General features: G+C 59.8%; 2 protein-coding genes. Both read left to right on the forward strand.

The annotated features are described in order from the left end of the window. Positions 1-3: 3 nt before the first annotated feature. Positions 4-1,635 (forward strand): ShlB/FhaC/HecB family hemolysin secretion/activation protein, encoded by a 1,632-nt coding sequence (locus ACO5Z0_RS04265; protein ID WP_485649335.1) that lies wholly within the window; start codon positions 4-6, stop codon positions 1,633-1,635. Positions 1,636-1,670: 35 nt separating this feature from the next. Next, the coding region (locus tag ACO5Z0_RS04270; protein WP_485649336.1) for a leukotoxin LktA family filamentous adhesin at positions 1,671-18,831 on the forward strand (17,161 nt) is incomplete at its 3' end.

Below are 18,831 nucleotides of genomic sequence, written 5' to 3' on the forward strand. Positions count from 1 at the left end.
TATATGGGAGCGGATGCACAGGCAGCGCCGCCCGGCACTGTGCCGGACAGCGGCATTGGGCTGCGCCGCCAACAGGAGCAGATGGAACGGTTGCGCATGGCGCGTGCGATGCAGGAGTGGCATAAAGCCGAAAAAAGTGAGATAGAAGCCCCGCAGCAGCCACACGAGGAAGTGGCTGATACGGGGCGTTTCGTGCTGCGCACCGTGGATTTCGACACGTCAGAGATCCTTACGCCCGCTGTGCGCGATGCGGTTGTCGCCGTCTATATGGGACACGAGGTGACGCTCTCCGATCTCTATGCGATCGTGGAAAAGATCAATGCGCTCTACGAAGAGCAAGGCTATATCACCTGTCGTGCGTATTTGCCGCCGCAGACGATTCATGAGGGGCGCGTTCACATCGGACTTTTCGAGGGGCGCGTCGGCACGGTGGAGATTCAGGGCAATGCACACACACGCTCCCTTTATATCGAAGACCGCATGAAGCTGAAAGCGGGGAGCGTGCCGCGCTATCGGGATATGGATGAGGAGCTTCGTTGGTTCAATGCAACGAATGATGTGACGCTGCATATGACGCTGAAAGCGGGGGAGAAGCCCGGCACGACCGATTTCGTGCTTACGGCAAAGGAGCCGACGAACGATGCCTTCACACTTTACGTTGACAATGCGGGTGGTGAGGCCACGGGACGCTGGCGAGAGGGCGTTTACTATACGAACCGCAGTCTTTTTGGCTGGCGCGACAGACTGACACTCGGCTTTCTGCATACGCGGGGATTGAATTCCTTCATGGCGGGGTACTCCTATCCCCTGGGGCTGCGCGGCACACGGATCGAACTTTCTTATAACACGAACGCGACGAAGGTGATCGGCGGTCAATACCACGCTTGGGGCATTCCCGTAAACGGACATGCCTCTGCGCTGCAGGTCATGCTTTCGCATCCTCTGCGTGTGACTCCTTCGATGAAAGTGGAGGCATCGCTCACGCTCAGCTGCCAGCATTCCGTCACGGACATAGAGGAGGTTTCTTCCTTGCTTGACGATACCTTCACGGATGGAATAGCGGCGCTTGCCTTTACCCATTACGGGCGTGGCGGGGCATTTTATCATCGCCATGCGCTTACTTACGGGCGTTGGAAAAATGATTCTTTGACGCGGCTTGCAAAGCCGTCGAGACGGTACGCGTTCTATACATTTAACGGCATCTATCAGAGGGGCGCGGCGCATGGGCAGCTTTTCACGCTGCGGACGAATCTTCAGATCAGCAAGACGGACGATCTGCGCCCGTCGAAGCAGTTCTTCCTCGGGGGCGTCTACAGCGTGCGCGGATACAAGGAAAACCTGCTGGGTGCGCCGAACGGCTTTTCCTGCTCGCTGGAGTATGCTGCACCCGTCTTGAATAAGCCGGCAGTCAGCCTGTATGGCTTTTTGGACTACGGAACGCTCTGGGGCGGCAGGGAGCTTGCCGAACATCACATGCTGCTCAGTACGGGACTGGGACTTCGCGCCCGGATCGAGGATACTATATCATTGGATATGGCGGCGGGCATTCCGCTTCGCCGCACCGTGGGACACAGCGCGGCTTTGGAAAAGGTGGATCGGGTGCGCTTTCATCTGCTTTTGAACGCACAATTTTGACGGCGGCAAGGGAGGAAATAAAAATGACTGGATTTATGAGAAGAACAGGGCGACGCGCAGAGAAGCGCTCATTGACGCAAAAGATATTGGCGAGCCTGACCGCTGTCGGGGTCATGGCGGGACCTTGGTTCACACAGCTTGCGGCAGCCAATGCGATAGAGAAAGCGGACGCAAGCAAGGCGGGGACGATCACGACGAACGGAGCCGTGACGAACGTGCTGGCAGATAGTGTGCACGGGGACAACGCTGTCAACACCTTCAAGCATTTTTCGCTCGATCAGGGGCATATTGCAAACCTTTATTTCGGAACGACGACGGCGGGCGGCGCGAAGAATCTGATCAATTTCGTCAATGAAGCCATCTCGATCAACGGTACGGTCAATGCGGTTCGCGCCAACAAGGTCGGCGGCAATCTCTATTTCGTCAGCGTGGACGGCATGACCGTCGGCGCGTCGGGCGTCGTGAATGCGGGCAGCATCCATGTCATCACGCCGACGAAAGGCGGCTACGGTATGCTTCGCGACAATTCGTACGACGGGCACTATACGGATGCGCTGCCATTTTCTTCGGGTGAGGCAGCGATCAATCCGTCGGGGACGATCTCCGTCGCCGGCAAGCTGAACGCTGTGGACGGCATCCGACTGGAGACGGCTGCCATTCATATTGCCGGTACGGCTCGTTTGGAGACGGCGCCGACGATTGACTTTACAGATCTCGTCAACACGACGGACATCAACGGCAATGCCGTCTCGGCAAATCTCGGCGGCAATCTCGTTTTGACGGCACAGGGAAACGGCGATATCGTGCTTCGCGCCGTAGCGGACGGTCTTGCCACGGCATCAAACAAGGGCGTGGAGGAGACGTTCAAGGACTTCGCGCCGCGCTATCGGACGGCGTCGGTCACGACGGAAGCGGGCAGCGTCATAACGGCGCGTTCAGCGAAGGATGCCTATACGGCAGACGAAAAAAGCGGCGGCAACGTCACTGTCGAGGCGCGGGCGACGAGCCGGGATGCAGGCTGGTCGTTCGACCGCATACCTGAAGATATGCAGACCGCCGTCGGCTCCCTCAATAATCCCTTGGGGCAGATCGTCTACACAAAGGCGGACATCAAGCTCAACGGCAAGATCGATGCGAACAAGATCAAGGTCGCCTCGACCTCGACGAATTCGTACAACAGCTTCAACGACAGTACATCGGTGGAAAGCCTTTCGGGCGACATCAAGGCGCTCGGTCATCTGCAGAAAAACTTGCTGAAGATCACGACGCTCACCAACACGCTGAAGGTCGATCCCATTTACAGTTACATGGGTTCGGAAGCGAACGTCTCCGTCGGCAGGGAGGCGGTGCTGACCGCGCGTGCGCTGAGCAGCACAGATCCGGATGCGAAGAAGGCAGATGCGGCAAACGCCGCAAATCCCGCGCTTTCCGTCACGGCGGAGAGCAAGACGCAAAACATCGTACAGGCATCGACTTCGAGCGTTGACACACAGATCATCAAGCCCAAGCCCGATCCGGATAAGGCGCAGGCAGGAGCGCGCCCCGCAGGGCAGGGACCGAAGGTCACGAATCTCGCGGGCGCCGCCGTCGCTTACGGAGGCTCGGACAGCAAGGCGAACATCGCCATCGACGGCACGCTGGAAGCGCCGGGGCGCATCGACGTGAAAGCGCAGTCCACGAACGCTCTCGTGGTGAAGTCGAACGCCAACGGAGCGAAGGCGACCGTGGGCACGGAACCGCTCGTCAATGCGGCGATCGCCGCAGCGACGGGACATAACGATGCGCATGTGACGCTTGGAGAGTCGTCGCGCATCAGCAGCACGGACAACGATGTGCAGGTGAAGTCGATCGCCGCAAACAGCATCGACGTCGCGGCGACTGTGAAGGCGAACGTCTCTGCCCTCGGCGCGACGGCGGTCGCAGATCTCACGTACGAGAGCAGCGCGACATTGGACATGAACGGCGCCGTCGCCGCCAAGCGCTATGTCGTCGGCGCTGCGAACAACACGACGGCACGCAACAACGTGACCGCGAGCAACGCGGCTGTCGGAGAGAATCCGCCGCCCGAGCAGATGAAGCCCGACGAAGCCAAGAACGGCGCGATCGAAGCGAATCGTCTGCAAGGAGCTTTGCAGAACCGTCAGAACGAGCTCCAAAACGAGCTGAATGCACGCCAGCCGCAGGAAAAGCGCGGCATGCTGAAAGGGCTGACGCAGATGTTCACGCTCGGCACGAGCATCGCCGTAGGCGTCGAAAAGAACACGGCGACGCTCAACGTCGGCAGGACGGCGAATATCGGCGTCACGAACAAGGTTCCCACGAGCAAGCTGGTCAAGCTCATGGCGGAAAACAATATGTCGGATGTACACATGTCGGCGCAGGGCGGCATAGTGAATACGAAGGATGACGACGCGACGAAAGTCCTCGCCGACGCATCCGCTCTTGTCAGCGTGATCGACAACAGGGCAGAGGTCAACGTGGCGGACGGTGCCGAGGATACGACGGACGAGAACGGGCACAAGGTGCAGCGCCACGCGAATATCCGGGCAGGCATGGTGGACATCAGCGCGAACAGCCATCAGGACTACAACCGCCTCAAGGGACTCTATGACAATCTGAAAAAGATATACGGCGGTGCTGTGGATTTCGTCAAGCACAGCAAGGAGTTCAAGCAGCTCTCGGCAGAGGAGCAGACACAGCTCAAGGACTATGTGGAGCAGCTCGGCAAGCTGGTCAACGATACGCGCTCGCTTGCACAAAAGAGCACAGGGCTCAATATCGACAACTACGTTGGAAACGCGACGAAGATGCCTTTGAACGCAGTGGACATCATCACGACCGCGCTGTCTTTGGGCGCGGGAATCGAGCAGATCGTTGCCAGCAAGTCACAGGGCTTCAAATATGAGCTTAACGTGGCGATGACTTCATTCGTCTCGCAGGCGACGATGTTCCTGACGCCGGAGAACTATGCCAATTTTGCGGCGGCGGCTTCGGTCAATACCGTCGAGGGCGCAGGAGGCGGCAAGCTCGGTCTATCCGGCGCGGCGAACGTGAACTTCCTCACGCAGACGGCGAACGTCCATATCGGCGATCACGCGTCGATCACGGCGCTGGGCGGCGCGGCGAAGATCAACGCATCGGCGGAGCAGGCGAACGGCGTGATGAACGGCAAGCCGAACGTCAGCATCAACACGAAAGGCATCGTCGAAGCCTTGCAGAGCATTCCCAAGGAAGTCAAGAGTATCTACAAAGATAAGACGAAGATGGCGGATTTCCGCAGGAGCATGACAGACAAGCTCAAAAACTTCATCACGATGGGGGGGACGGACTCTGCGCCCGCTTCCGTCGGCGGCACGCTGGGCGTCGCGCGGCACTCTGTGGCAGGCACGGTCGATATCGGCGCCGCAGCGCATGTGACGGGCACGGAAGTGGATATAAAAGCCAACAATCGGAACGTGACGGCGGACATCTCCTACAGCGCCGGCAAGTCCGGTACAGCAGGCTTTGAAGGCATGGCTGCCTATCTGGGCGGTGAAGGGACGAGCCGCATCACGGTCGATCGCACCGCCGTTCTGACGGCGAAAACGCTGGCAGGGCCGAAGGCGGGTGAGATGGGAAAGATCTCGCTCAAAAGCACGGCAAACACCGTCTTTACGAATCTCGCGGGCGCGGTCGCTTGGAGCCAAGGCGCGGCATCTGTCGGCGCGGCGGGCGCTGTCACAGACTACAATCTCTCGAACAAGATCCTCGCCGGCGGCGCCTATCGCGGACGTTCGCTCGATGTGAACGCGCTCACGGACGGCGTCATTAACACACTTTCGGTGGCGGGTTCGCTTGCCTACGACAACGCGAAGAAAACAAGAGATTTTGCGGCAGGAGAGGATGACGCGAGGGCGCAGCGTCCGGCGGACGCCTTAGCGAACGAAACCGCCGATGCAGAGCGCCGGGCAAACGATGCGGCGGCTGCTGCGCAGAATACGGCGAACGAGAACACGCAAGCAGCTGCAAACAGGACGGCAAACGCCCAGCAGGGCACGACGAACGACGTCGATGCGCAGGCGAAGAAGAATAAGAAGATGCCGGCGGTGCAGATCGCGGGGGCGGGAAGCTTCTCGCTCAATCTGCTGCGCTCCGAGACCGAAGCGAAGCTCGATCATGCGCACGTCACGCTCACCAAGAATCCTTCAGATACGGCGGCGGGCGATGTGAATGTGAAAGCGGAGGATGCTTCCTTCCTAGGCGCATGGAGCGGCGCGGCGGCTGTGGCATGGAAGCAGTCGGCGGCGACGAAGGGCGTGCAGAATGCGGCGGGTGCGATAGAGCTGCAGAACGAGGTCACGAGAGACGGCGCCGCCACGCAGCTCGACGGCAGGACGAACGGCGCTCCGAACGCGCCGACGACGTTGCGTCCCGAAGATATGCCGCAGAATATCGAACATCAGCAGAATACCGAGAAAGTGAAAGTCGCGCTGGCAGGGGCGGCTGCTTTGAATGTCTCGAAGCAGAAGGTTCATGCGCTTGTCGAAGGCGCGACGATAGAAAATGCCAACAACGTGCGAAACATCGCCCAGAAAGACGGCGCTTCGGCAGCGGCGGCGCTCGCGCTCTCCCTGACGAAAGCTGCCGCCGAAGGGGGCGCATCGTCCTTCAGCGGCGCGGGCGCGTTTTCCTTCAACGAGGCGAAAAATGATATCGCGGCGAAGATTTCGGGCGCGAATACGAACATCCGTGGACTCAGCGGCAACCTCTATAATCTCGCCTACAGCAGCGACACGCAGATCGCGGGCGGCGTCAATGCCGCGCTGACGTTCGGGGGCAAACTGGCGGTCGGCGCGGGCGGTACGCTCGCCGTGAGTGATCTGAAGAACGATGTGACGGCGGAACTTTCGGGCGGCTCCTACCGGCTCGCAGGCGATGTCATCAATCATGCGGCGACGGACGACAATCAGATCACGACCGCCGTAGGGGCGAGCGTCTCCGCAGGCGCGAAGTCCGGCCTTAGCTTCGACGGGGCGCTCGCTTCGAGCAGCATCAAGAACGATACGAAAGCGCATATCGACGGGGCGAATATACAAGCGGGCGCAGGGAAAAAGGTGGATAACGCCGCCTATGACGCAGACGATCTCAACAAATCCTTCGATAAGGAGATGGCAGAGGACGGACTCGATCCCGCAGGACTGACGTATCGCGAGAATGCGGAAAAGAATGCGGCGACCAAAGGCGAAGGCAAGGTCGCGCTTGATACGAAGGCGAAGGGCAGCACGAAGATCATCACGACGGCGCTCGCCGCATCGGCGAATCTCAGCAGCAAAGGCGTCGGCGGCGCGGGTGCTGCTGCCGTCAGCGTGCTGCAAAACACGATGGCGGCGCGGATCGAAAAGAGCACGATCGCGGCGGATACGCTCAATAATATCGCTTCCTCTGACGCGCTTCTCATCAACACGGCGGGCGGCATGGCTGTGGGCGGCGGCTATTTCAGCGGCGCAGGTTCCGTCAGCGTGCAGTATACGTCGGACACGACGAAAGCCGAGCTGGAAGACTCCGACGTCGAGGCGCAGCATACGGCGGTGCAGGCAAAGACGAAGAATGTGGACGTCAATGTCGCGGGACAGGTCAGCGCGGGGCAGAACGGCGCGGGGCTCGCTGTGGCTTTCAACCACATGAACAACGCGACGCAGGCGCAGATCCTCGGGACTTCCATTAAGGGCGCGGCGCATGAAGTCGCTGTGGCGGCGGAAAACAACAGCACGACCGTTTCCGTTGCGGCAGGTGTCGGTCTCGGAAGCTCGTGGGCATTGGCGGGGGCGCTCGCCATCAATCAGGGGAAGGACACGACGCAGGCGGGAATCGGTGCAAGCGAGAGCAAGCGGTCGAGCTTGGAGAACGTGAACCGCACCGCAGTGGACGCCAAGGACAGCACGACGAAAGTCGCCGTTGCCGGCGGGCTTTCGGGTGCAGGCACAGCAGCGATCGGCGGCGCAATCGCCTACAACCAAGTGGGCGGCGTCGGCTATCAGTCGACAGAAGCCTTTTTGAACAACACGGACATCCTTACGAAGGGGGATAAGTCCGCCCTTCGTGTGCACGCGCTTGATGAAGCGACGCTCGGCACGGCGGCGGCGGGCATCGGCGGCGCAGGCTCCGTGGCGGTGCAGGGCGCCGGCGCCACGTCGAACATCGAGAAGAACGTCCGCACGCAGATGGCAGGCACGAACGTAAAGAGCGCGGCTGGTGCGCCGAAGGCAGCTCTCTCCCTCAAGGCGGAATCTACAGGCTCGATGTATACGAACACGCTCGTCCTCGCGGGCAGCGGCACGGTGGCGGTCGGTGCGGGCGTTTCGGTCACGACCGCCCTCGGCAGCACGACGGCAGAGCTTTCGGGCGGTCAACAGGAAGTCGGCGGCACGGAGGTTCGCGCTGCGTCGAAGAACAAGGTGCTGACCGTCGGCGTCGGCGGCGCAGGCGCGGGTACTGCTGCCGTGGCAGGCTCTGTGGCGGTCAACGTGCAGAAGGGCGAGACGACGGCGAAGATCACGGGCGGTGCGCAGCTCGATGCAGCGCATGACGTGGTGGTCGCGGCGACATCGGACCGCGCCGTCGATACCTATGCGGGTGTTCTTTCTGCTGCCGGCGTTGGAGCAGCCGTGGGACTTTCCTCTGTCGTCAACACGATCAAGACGACGACGAACGCCCTCGTCGAGGGCGAGACGACGAAGGTCAAAGCGAATGCCGAAGCCTATGATACGGCGAAGGAAGATCGCGTATCGTCCGAAGTGCAGGACAAGGCAGCGGATAACGCGATCGTCAATGACTATGTGAACACGACATCGAACGTGCAGCCCGCCACCTATATCGAACGGCAGAAGACGGACTATCAAGGGGTCGCCGTCACAGCTTCCAGCACGAACAAGATCAATACGATTGCAACGAATGCCAACTTTGTCGGCGAAGGGGCGGCGGTCTCAGGAAATGTTGCAGTCAATACCATCGGCGGCGCGACGACGGCGATGGTGGACAAGGCGCAGATCGAAAGCGGGAAGGATGTCGCGGTCGCGGCGCACGACTACGCGAATAATTTCAGCTTCCTCGGCACGGCGGCGGCAGGCGGTCTGGCGGGAAGCGTGGGGCTGGCGAGCAACACGACGACGATCAACCGCGAAACGACCGCCAAGGTTCAAGGACTTGGGCGGGCGGCGGACATCCGCGCACGCAATCTCCGCGTGGAGGCGCTCGCGAAGCACGGTGTCGCCAACTTTGACATCGGCATCTCAGGCGCCGCCGTCGGCGTCGCCGCGGTCAACGATGTGACACTCCTGAAGAGCAAGACGAAAGCGGGCATTTGGAACGCGAACGCCGTGCTCTCCGGCGATTTCTCTTTGTATGCCGATCATGATTCCCGTCTGCACGTCTTTACACTGGCGATGGGAGGCGGCGCTGTCGGGGCGGGGCTTGCGGTCGATGTCGTGAAAGGCGAGAGTGAGACGGAAACTGCACTGGAAGACGCGAAAATCTCCTTTACCGGGGATGGCGCATCGAAGGCGTCCGTTCTGGCAAAGAATCATACGGAAAACCATTACAAGCAGCTGAGTCCGTCTATCGCCGGAGTCGCGGCGGCGGGGAGCGTCGGCGTGTCCAATTTCAACGATACGGTGCGCACGCATCTGCAGAATGCGACGATCGGCACAGCGGATCGGCGTGCGCGTCAGATCGATGTCAAGGCGGAAAATGATACGCTCGCAGAAACCCGCGCATATCAGGGGACACTGGGACTTGCCAACGTCGGAGTCGGCGTCAACGTGGCGACGCTCGACAGCCAGACCGAGACGAGCATCAAGGGCGGCAGCCTTTTCTCGAAGGGCGATCTGACCGTTGCCGCCAACGAGCACCGCGATACCTCGCTCGATACGATGAACTTCGGGGCATCGGTCGGCGGCGCTGCGATCAATACCGCTGTGGTGACGGCTGGTCATGAAGTGGAAGACGAGTACAAAGCGACGGGAGGGAAAAAGGCAGACGGCAGCCGGACGACTGTGAACGCGAACGTCGGCAAAGCCTATAAAGATGCGAATGACGTCATCCGAAAGGGGACGCTCAAGAGCAAGGACACCTTCGGCGCGGTCTCTTCCGATGCCGAAGTCGTTGCGGCGGAGCGCGGCGGCAAGAAGTCGCAGGTGTCGGCAAGCATCAAGGACGCGCACCTGAGCGCCGGAGAAAAGCTCTCCGTGACGAGTACAGAGATAAACAACCTCGACTTCCTCAGCGCGAGCGCAGGGCTTCAAGGGCTGCTGGCAAACGGCATCGTCTCTGTCGCCAACGTGGCGCGAAACGCTTTCCTCGATATCACGAACAGCAAGCTCGAAGGGCGCTCCGTCGAAGCGGAAGCGAAGATCGGCGGCAAGGCGCAGATCAGCTCGCTGCAGGGTGGGGTATCGCTTGCCGCCGCTGCAGCCGCCGTCAGCGTCAGCGACTGGGACGGCGAAGTGCGCACGCGGGTCGCGGGCGGCAGCCTTCGCGCGACGGACGGCACAATCACAGTTCGTGCGCGCAACGCGGCAAAGACAGAGACACAGGCGAAGGCAGGCAATGTCAGCGCAGCCGCCGGCTCCTTGATGGTGGCAGAGACGCACGCGCACGGCTCGACGGTCGTCGATGTAGGAAACGGCGGCGTCTTTGACGCAGGCAAAGAGAAGATCACGCTGGAAGCAAAGAACGAGGAAGAGCTTTCATCCAAGACCGTCGTAGGCAATATTGCTTTGGGCGCGGGAGACATCAGCGTGGTCAAGGCGATGTTCGGCGCGGCGGGAAAGGCGGTGCAGACGACCCTTGCGATCGGCAGCGGCAACACCTTCCGCGCAGGATCTATGGATGCCTTGGCACAGGCGAATCTCAAGAGCAGAGTTGACCTCGTGGGGGTTAATGTCGGCAGCATCGCTCTCGGACTGAACAATGCGGACAGCGGTGTCTACAGCGATGCATCCGTCACGGCAGGGAAAAACGTCTACGGAAGCAAGGAGCGGCGCATGGACACGCTGCGTCTGCGGGCGGACAACATCGCCTCGCACAGCGTGGATGCAAAGACGGTGAAAAATGCGCTCGCCGCAGGTCTGGGGAACAACTGGGTGCGGGCTGCGGATGTCTTTCATACGACGGTGACCGCCGCCGGCATGGACAAGGCGAGCCGTCTGAAGGATGCGGCGATCGAAGCGGCGGCGAGAGCGGATGTGACAGCCTCCTCGACGAGCTTTGGCGGCGTCTCTGTCGGCGAAAACATCGCAGCGGCGGAGCTCGACCAGTCGCTGACCTCGGATACGACGACCACCATTTCGGGGGAATGGGAGCTGGAAGGCGACCTCAAGGCGTCGGCGACGAATCACGAGAAGCTCAAGCTCAAGTCGGATACGAGCAGCGCGGCGCTCCTCGACGCCAGCGGCGCAGGTCTTTCGAGCGTCGTGCGCCAGAAAGCGGCGCTCGATGTGAGCGGCGCGGCGATTCGCACGAAGGGCGCCCAGCGCTATACGGCGGGCAATCGCTTCGAGAACGAGAGTTGGATTTATTCCGGCGGCTATGGCGGAGTTGCCGGCGCCTCGTCAAAAATCACGCAGGACCGCGCCTACGAAGCGGCGATCCGTCTGCGTGGCTCCAGGCTTGATGCCGATGGAGAGATCTCGGTGCAGGCGGCGACGACAGGATCGGCAGCGGTGAATCATGGGCTGTCGGCAGCCGGTGTGATGCCCACCACCGTCGCCATGTCCGACTTCAAGACGCGCTATGAAAACAGCGTGGAAGCGGCGGACAGCCATCTTGCCACTTCGCTGGGCAAGGGCGGCGCGCAGGGCGGCGCCATCACGCTTGCGGCGGGAGACGACACCCTGCTCAACTATGCGACGACGGCGGACAACCAGTTCGGCGTCATGGGCTATGCGACGACGTATGTGACGAACGCGCTCACGCGCAGCAATGATGTGCGCATTACAGGCAGCAGCGAGATTGCGGGCGGCGGCGCAGTGAACCTCTATGCGGGCAGAAATGCCGGGGGCGCGAAGAGCAACCTGCAGTTCAATTTGCTTTCCGACGTATACAACCGCACACTCATCCCCCTTGACAATCGGCCGCACCTGCAAAGCAAGATTTCGCAGAAGAACACGGTGACGCTCGCGCAGGGGGCGAATGTCTCATCCGTCGGCAATCTGAACTTTGCAGCGGACAAGGCGCAGGAAAGAATCGACCAGACGGCGCGGCGCTATACCTTCTATACGGGTTCGGACAACATGCCGCTTTCCACGACCGAGACAGGCGAGATGTCGGCGCAAAACGAGTATGCAAACGGCGTCACGATTGACGGCAGGGCTGTGGCGGGACGCCACAACAGCACGGAAGTGGAAATCAGCGGCACGGTGAAGAAAAAGAGCGACGGCACGCTCGATTACAGCGGCGTCAAGATCACGGTCAGCGAAGGCAGCGGCGTGAGCGAAAAAGACTTCAAGCTCGGAACGGCGAAAATGGAGAACGGTCTCTGGGGGCAGTATCAGGATCTGCTCAAACGGCTGCGGGATTACCAGCCCGGGACTGCAGAATACAACGCTTATCAGGCGTCTCTTGCCAACCTTCTGACCGCGATGAAAGCGCAGGGCTTTGCCGCCGAGGAAGACATCAAGGATGCGAACGGTCAGCCGACCGGAAACAAGTCGGTCGTCGTCTATCATTATCTTTCCGTGCCTGCGGTCAAGACGCCCAATCTCACTGTGTCGGGCGGTCATGTGCAGGTCGAAGCGGATCAGCTGAAAGTGAATGCGGGCGGCTCGCTCAGAGCGCAGGGCACGCCGAAGATCTCCATCCGCAACCATGCGCCCTTGCATCTGCTTGCGGGCGACGCCGTCATCAGTCAGTCGGGCGGCAAGGTCTACTATAACGGGCAGGATATTTCCCGGAAAGTGGGAAGCGGCGAAAAGGTCAGCGGGGTCGAAGGCATTGAGAACATTCATGCGGCTGCGGCGGCAGGAAAGACCGGCGTCATCGACATTCGTTCGACCAGCGCAGGGATGGCTGGCGTTCGTCCGCTCATCGACCTGCAGGGGCGTGTGTCGGCGGGCGACGGCGACGTGCGCATCAAGAACGAGCATGGCAGCGTCCATGTGGAAAGCACGGCGGAAATCAGCGGCAGAAATGTCGAAATCACTGCCGCAGAAGGAGCCGTGGTGCAGAACAATCCCACAGGCGTCATCAATGCGGGCGGCGATCCCATCGCCCGCTACATGATCGACAAAGCTACAGCGGACAGAATCCAAAAGGCGCTGGACACTTACATGAAGAATCACGGCAACAAGGTTCGGAAGGAATTCGCGAGCTATGACGACTACCGCCTCTGGGTGAAGTACAGTCTCGGCATCGACCTCCCCGCAGCGGCGACGAACGAGAAAGCGGGCATTCATGCGGGGCAGGCAGTCTACATCAACGCCCATGAAGTGAACCTCAATGGGCTTGTGCAGAGCGGCTACAACTCCTATACGGCAACTCTCGATTCTTCGCATCGGGCAAAAGTAGAGGCGATGGACAGCGCGTGGCAGCAGCATCCGCAGGCGCTGGACGATTCTTCTGTGCGCGGCAATGAACGCTACCTTGTGCGCGAGGGCGGCGCCGTCTACGATACGACGGCAAAAGCGTGGAAATATCAAGTGGCTGTCTACTACAACCCTTCGACACGTCAGCTCTTGCTCGACTCGGTGAAGACAGACGGCGGACAGGTCTACATTTCCGGCAGGATGGGGAACACGGGCGGCGGACGCATCCTCGCGGCGGACGGCGCGGCAAAGATCAGCGCGGACGTCACGGCTGTGGATCGCGCACTCGCGCTTTCTTCCATCGAGAACAAGAACCGCGCCGGCTTCGTGCGCATCACGGACACGCTGCAGGGAAAAGTCTTCGAGTATATGAACGGGAAATCGCGCACATACGCCATCGACAACCCGGGAAGCGTGCAAGAGGCGCAAGGAAGCACCTTCCAGTTCAACCCGAAAGCCGGTCTTGCCTATCGCTGGACGGGCGGCGTCGCAACGGACAGGGCGACGACGAAATCCTATAAAGACGAAAGATATGTCGGCTTCATCCACTTCAAGTCGGCGCCGGAGATCCGAAACGAGGTGGAGGCAGATAAGATCCAAACGGTCGAAAGTTCCGAGCATAGGGGAGAAACCCTTGGGACGAGCAGTTTCTTTGCCGATTCTGATCAGAACAAACAATATCGAATCCACGGTGCATGGCAGCAGCTCAGCAAGACGGACGGGAAGCTGACGCAGACGAAGGAGGAGCACGGTCTTTTCGGTCTGTTTCATAGCACTTACACCTACACATGGACGGAATACGAGGGCTCTTCCTCTACGAGCACCTACAGTCTCAAGGCAGACAATCCCGTCTCCGTCGGCTTTTTGACTGCGCCTGCCGGAGAGGCTGGCGTGGACATCAAATCCAAGGGTGATATCATGGTCGGCGGCGACGTCCGGGCGGCGGATAACACCTTTGTCAAACTGAGATCCGAGAGCGGCAGCATCCGTGGCGGCGGGATTTTAAGAACCGACGATCTCACGGTACGGGCGGAAAAGGACATCGACTTGCAGCACGCCGCACTGGAACCGGGAAATCGTGCGAACGTGTTCCTCGCAAGTCACAAAGGATCCATAGACTTTTCCTCCATGCAGGGCGATCTGGCGCTCAGGGCGCTGACAGGAGATGCAACCCGTATGGGAAACCATGCGGTCATCCGCGCGCGCGGCAGCCTGACGAACGCAGTGACGAACGGCGACAGTGTGCGGGCGCAGCGCATCGAGCTTTCGAGCGAGACGGGCGCAATCGGTACGGACGGCGACGCGCTGCGCGTCCGTGCGGGAACGGAGGCGCAGGGCGGCGAACCGTCGTCTGCCAGCCTCTCGGCGTCGGCGCGCGGCAATATCCATTTGGCGCAGGCTGACGGCGACATGCGCGTCAATCATATCGTGAGCAGCGAAGGCAATGTCACATTGGATGCGCAAGGGCATGACATCATCGCGGCGGATAGGCGCGAGCCTGCAGCAAATACGGCGGGGAGAAAAGCCCTCTGGGAGAAAGCGGGGCTTATTTCCTCTGCCGACAGCGCGGCAGGAAACGCCGAGGCTGCCAAGCTCGCGCGTGAAAAGCGGCAAAACGCAGCGCAGATAAGACTCGGACAGATGGCAAAGGGGGACAGCACGAAACTGGCGGGCTACCAAAGCGCGGCGCAGGATTACAACAGCGACGCCGCCATGCAGAAAGTGCGCGGCGATTACCTCAAAGCGCTGAAAACCGCCGTCACGGAAGAGGAGAGAAAAGCGGCGCGGGAAGCGTTCCAAAGCGCACGCCAAACGTATTTCAGCGGCAAGGGCTACACGGCGGAGGAAGGAAGCGCCATCGCGAATTACGCGGAAATCACGCGCGCGGACAACACATACGGGTGGTCGAAGAACCAGCTTCTCTACGCTATGGAAGATCGAATCGTCAACAGCCGTCCGGGCGAAGTGAACCTTCAAAAAACGGCGAACGTCAGCGGCCGCAGCATCGTGCTGAACGCGAAAAATATCGGTGCGACCGGGGAAAAGACCATTTCGAAGGCAGATCTCACGCGCCCGGAAAGCCTCAAGGCGCTCTCTGAAGCGCGAGCGGGCGATATCACGAAGAACTATGACGCATCCGGCACTCTCGTCAGCCTGACCGTGCGGCAAAAGACACCGCTCACGGTGCAGACGGCAGCGGACGGCGGCGTCTCGGCAAACAGCACGGGACACGTCTATCTGGCAAGCACCGAGGGCGAGACGCTGCGCATCAAAGGCGGCATCAACGCGGGGGCGAACGAAGTCAAGCTGCTGGCAGGAAACGGCATCACGGCAGAAGGACGCATCACGGCGAAAGACTTGACGCTTTACGGCGGCAAAGGCGACATCGGCAGGAAAGGGGCGGAAATAGAAACAGATCTCAGCGGAACTCTTCGGGCGAACACGGAAGCGTCCGTCTATCTGAAGCAGACGGGAACACAGGCTCTCACACTCGGAGCAATCGCGGCAGGCAAGGACATCAACCTTCATGCAGCGGGCGCGATCCGCATGGAAGCGCCGCTGGGAGCAGCTCCGTCCTATCTCAGCGCCGGAAACCGCATTCGCCTTGCGGCAGGCAGCAGCATCGGCGCAAACGGTGCGGCTGTCCGAATCTTGAGCAACGGCGCACCGGTCGATGCTGAAGCGGCGTCGGAAATCTCGCTCAAAGGAGAAAAGAACGGCGATCTCGTGCTGGGGACGATTCGGACGAGAGATGCGAACGGCACGGTGAATGTGACGCACGAGGGCGGCACGATAAAACTCGGCAAAGGCGGCGATGCACCATCCTTTGCGGACGTTCGTGCGGACAAGATAAATCTCCGAGCCAAGAACGCCGACCTCACAGACGGCAGATTGGAAGGAAAGACCGTCGTCGTCGAGGCAGCGGACACAATCACGCAGCAGAATACGGAGAAATCCGCCGTTCACGCATCCGAGAACGCGACCTTTACCGTCGGTACGACAGGAAAAGCCGGCGGTTCCATTCAGATATTGTCGGAGAAAAACACGTTCCACAAGGCGAATGTGCGGGCGGCAGACGAAGCGGCAGGGCTTATGGGCAATGTCAACTTGGTCACAAACGCCGCGTCGGGGCTCACCGTGAACTTTGGCGCAGGCAGCGCGGGAACGCTCAAGGTCAAGGGGATCGATCAGAACCGCTTGGATGTGCGAGTGCGAAATCTCGCGAAGAATCAATCTCTGACCCTTGAAGGCAAGCTCCAGACCGTAGATACGGGCATGGCATTTACAAGCGGGGGAAATCTGACCGTAAAGAGCGGCGCAGTATACACGAGCGCCCGCAATATGGCGCTGGCAGCGCAGGAAGGCGTGACGATTGAAGATGGCGCGGTTCTTGACGCCGAAAAGAGCCTGCTGCTGGAAGCAGGGAGAAATATCCTTGCCGAAGGCACACTGAAGGTCAAAGGCGGTATTCTGGCTACAGCGAAGGAGGGCAATGTCCATCTTCATCAAACGGAAGCACAAAATGGCAATATCATAGCGCGTGCAGAAAAAGGCAGCATCCGCATGGATGAAGCGCTTACGCACGAAGGCGGCATCGCGGCGGAAGCAAAGCGCGGCGATATCGTAGTCGGCAAAGCCAAGGCGGAAAAGGGTAGCATCGAGCTCAAGGCGACGAACGGCACACTGACGGCGGACGTTCTGCAAGCGAAGGGAAGCATTACCGCAGAGGGCAAGAATGTCGTGATGAAGCAGCAAGCCGCTGCTGAAAAAGACTTGACGCTGACAGCGCAGAACAAGCTGACGACGGAAGCCGAACTTTCGGCGACGCAGAACATGACGCTGACGGGCAGCGACGTCACGACGAAGAAGAAAGTCACGGCAGGAAACAATCTGACGATGACAGCGACAAATAAGCTGACGACGGAAGATGAACTTTCGGCAGGAGCGAATATGGCGCTGACGGGCGGCGACGTTACGACGCAGAAGAAGGTCAAGGCTGAAAAAGATCTGACGCTGACGGCAACGAATAAGCTGACGACAGCAGATGAACTTTCGGCAGAGCAGAACATGACGCTGACGGGCAGCGATGTTACGACGCAGAAGAAGGTCAAGGCAGGAAACAATCTGACGCTGACGGCGACGAACAACTTGACGACGGCAGAGAAGCTGACGGCGGGCGGCAATATAGCCGCTTCATCTGCAAACGGCAATATCGACATGGCTGCTGCCGAAGCGAAAGGCGGCATCGACCTCAAAGCGACAAACGGCACGCTGACGGCAGGGGTTCTGCAAGCAAAGGGAAGCATTGCCGCGACAGGCAAGGATATCGCGATGAAGCGGCAAGTCACTGCTGAAAAAGATCTGACGCTGAGAGCGACGAATAAGCTGACGGCGGAAGATGAACTTTCGGCAGGAGCGAATATGGCGCTGACAGGCGGCGATGTCACGACAAAGAAGAAGGTCAAGGCTGAAAAAGATCTGACGATGACGGCGACAAATAAGCTGACGACAGCAGATGAACTTTCGGCAGAGCAGAACATGACGCTGACGGGCGGCGATGTTACGACGCAGAAGAGAGTCAGGGCTGAAAAAGATCTGACGATGACGGCAACGAACAACTTGACGACGGCAGAGAAGCTGACAGCGGGCGGCAATATAGCCGCTTCGTCCGCAAACGGCAATATCGACATTGCTGCTGCCGAAGCGAAAGGGGGCATCGACCTCAAAGCGACAAACGGCACGCTGACGGCGGGAGTTCTGCAAGCAAAGGGAAGCATTGCCGCGACGGGCAAGGATATCGCGATGAAGCAGAAAGCCGCTGCTGAAAAAGATCTGACGCTGACAGCGACAAATAAGCTGACGACGGAAGATGAACTTTCGGCAGGAGCGAACATGACGCTGACAGGCGGCGATGTTACGACAAAGAAGAAGGTCAGGGCTGAAAAAGATCTGACGATGACGGCAACGAATAAGCTGACGACGGAAGATGAACTTTCGGCAGAGCAGAACATGACGCTGACGGGCGGCGACGTCACGACAAAGAAGACAGTCAAGGCAGGAAACAATCTGACGATGACGGCAACGAACAACTTGACGACGGCAGAGAAGCTGACAGCGGGCGGCAATATAGCCGCTTCGTCCGCAAACGGCAATATCGACATTGCTGCTGCCGAAGCGAAAGGGGGCATCGACCTCAAAGCGACAAACGGCACGCTGACGGCGGGAGTTCTGCAAGCAAAGGGAAGCATTGCCGCGACGGGCAAGGATATCGCGATGAAGCAGAAAGCCGCTGCTGAAAAAGATCTGACGCTGACAGCGACAAATAAGCTGACGACGGAAGATGAACTTTCGGCAGGAGCGAATATGACGCTGACAGGCGGCGATGTCATGACGCAGAAGAAGGTCAAGGCTGAAAAAGATCTGACGCTGACAGCGACAAATAAGCTGACGACAGCAGACGAACTTTCGGCAGGGCAGAACATGACGCTGACGGGCGGCGACGTCACGACGCAGAAGAAGGCTGCGGCTGGAAGCAATCTGACGATGACGGCGCAGAATAAGCTGACGACGGCAGATGAACTCTCGGCAGGGCAGAATATGACGCTGACGGGCGGCGACGTCACGACGCAGAAGAAGG

Source organism: Selenomonas sp., from assembly GCF_057272215.1.

Bases quoted from the DNA above. Each gene is read 5' to 3' on its own strand.
- ACO5Z0_RS04265 (WP_485649335.1), top strand. From the start codon at position 4: ATGGGAGCGGATGCACAGGCAGCGCCGCCCGGCACTGTGCCGGACAGC.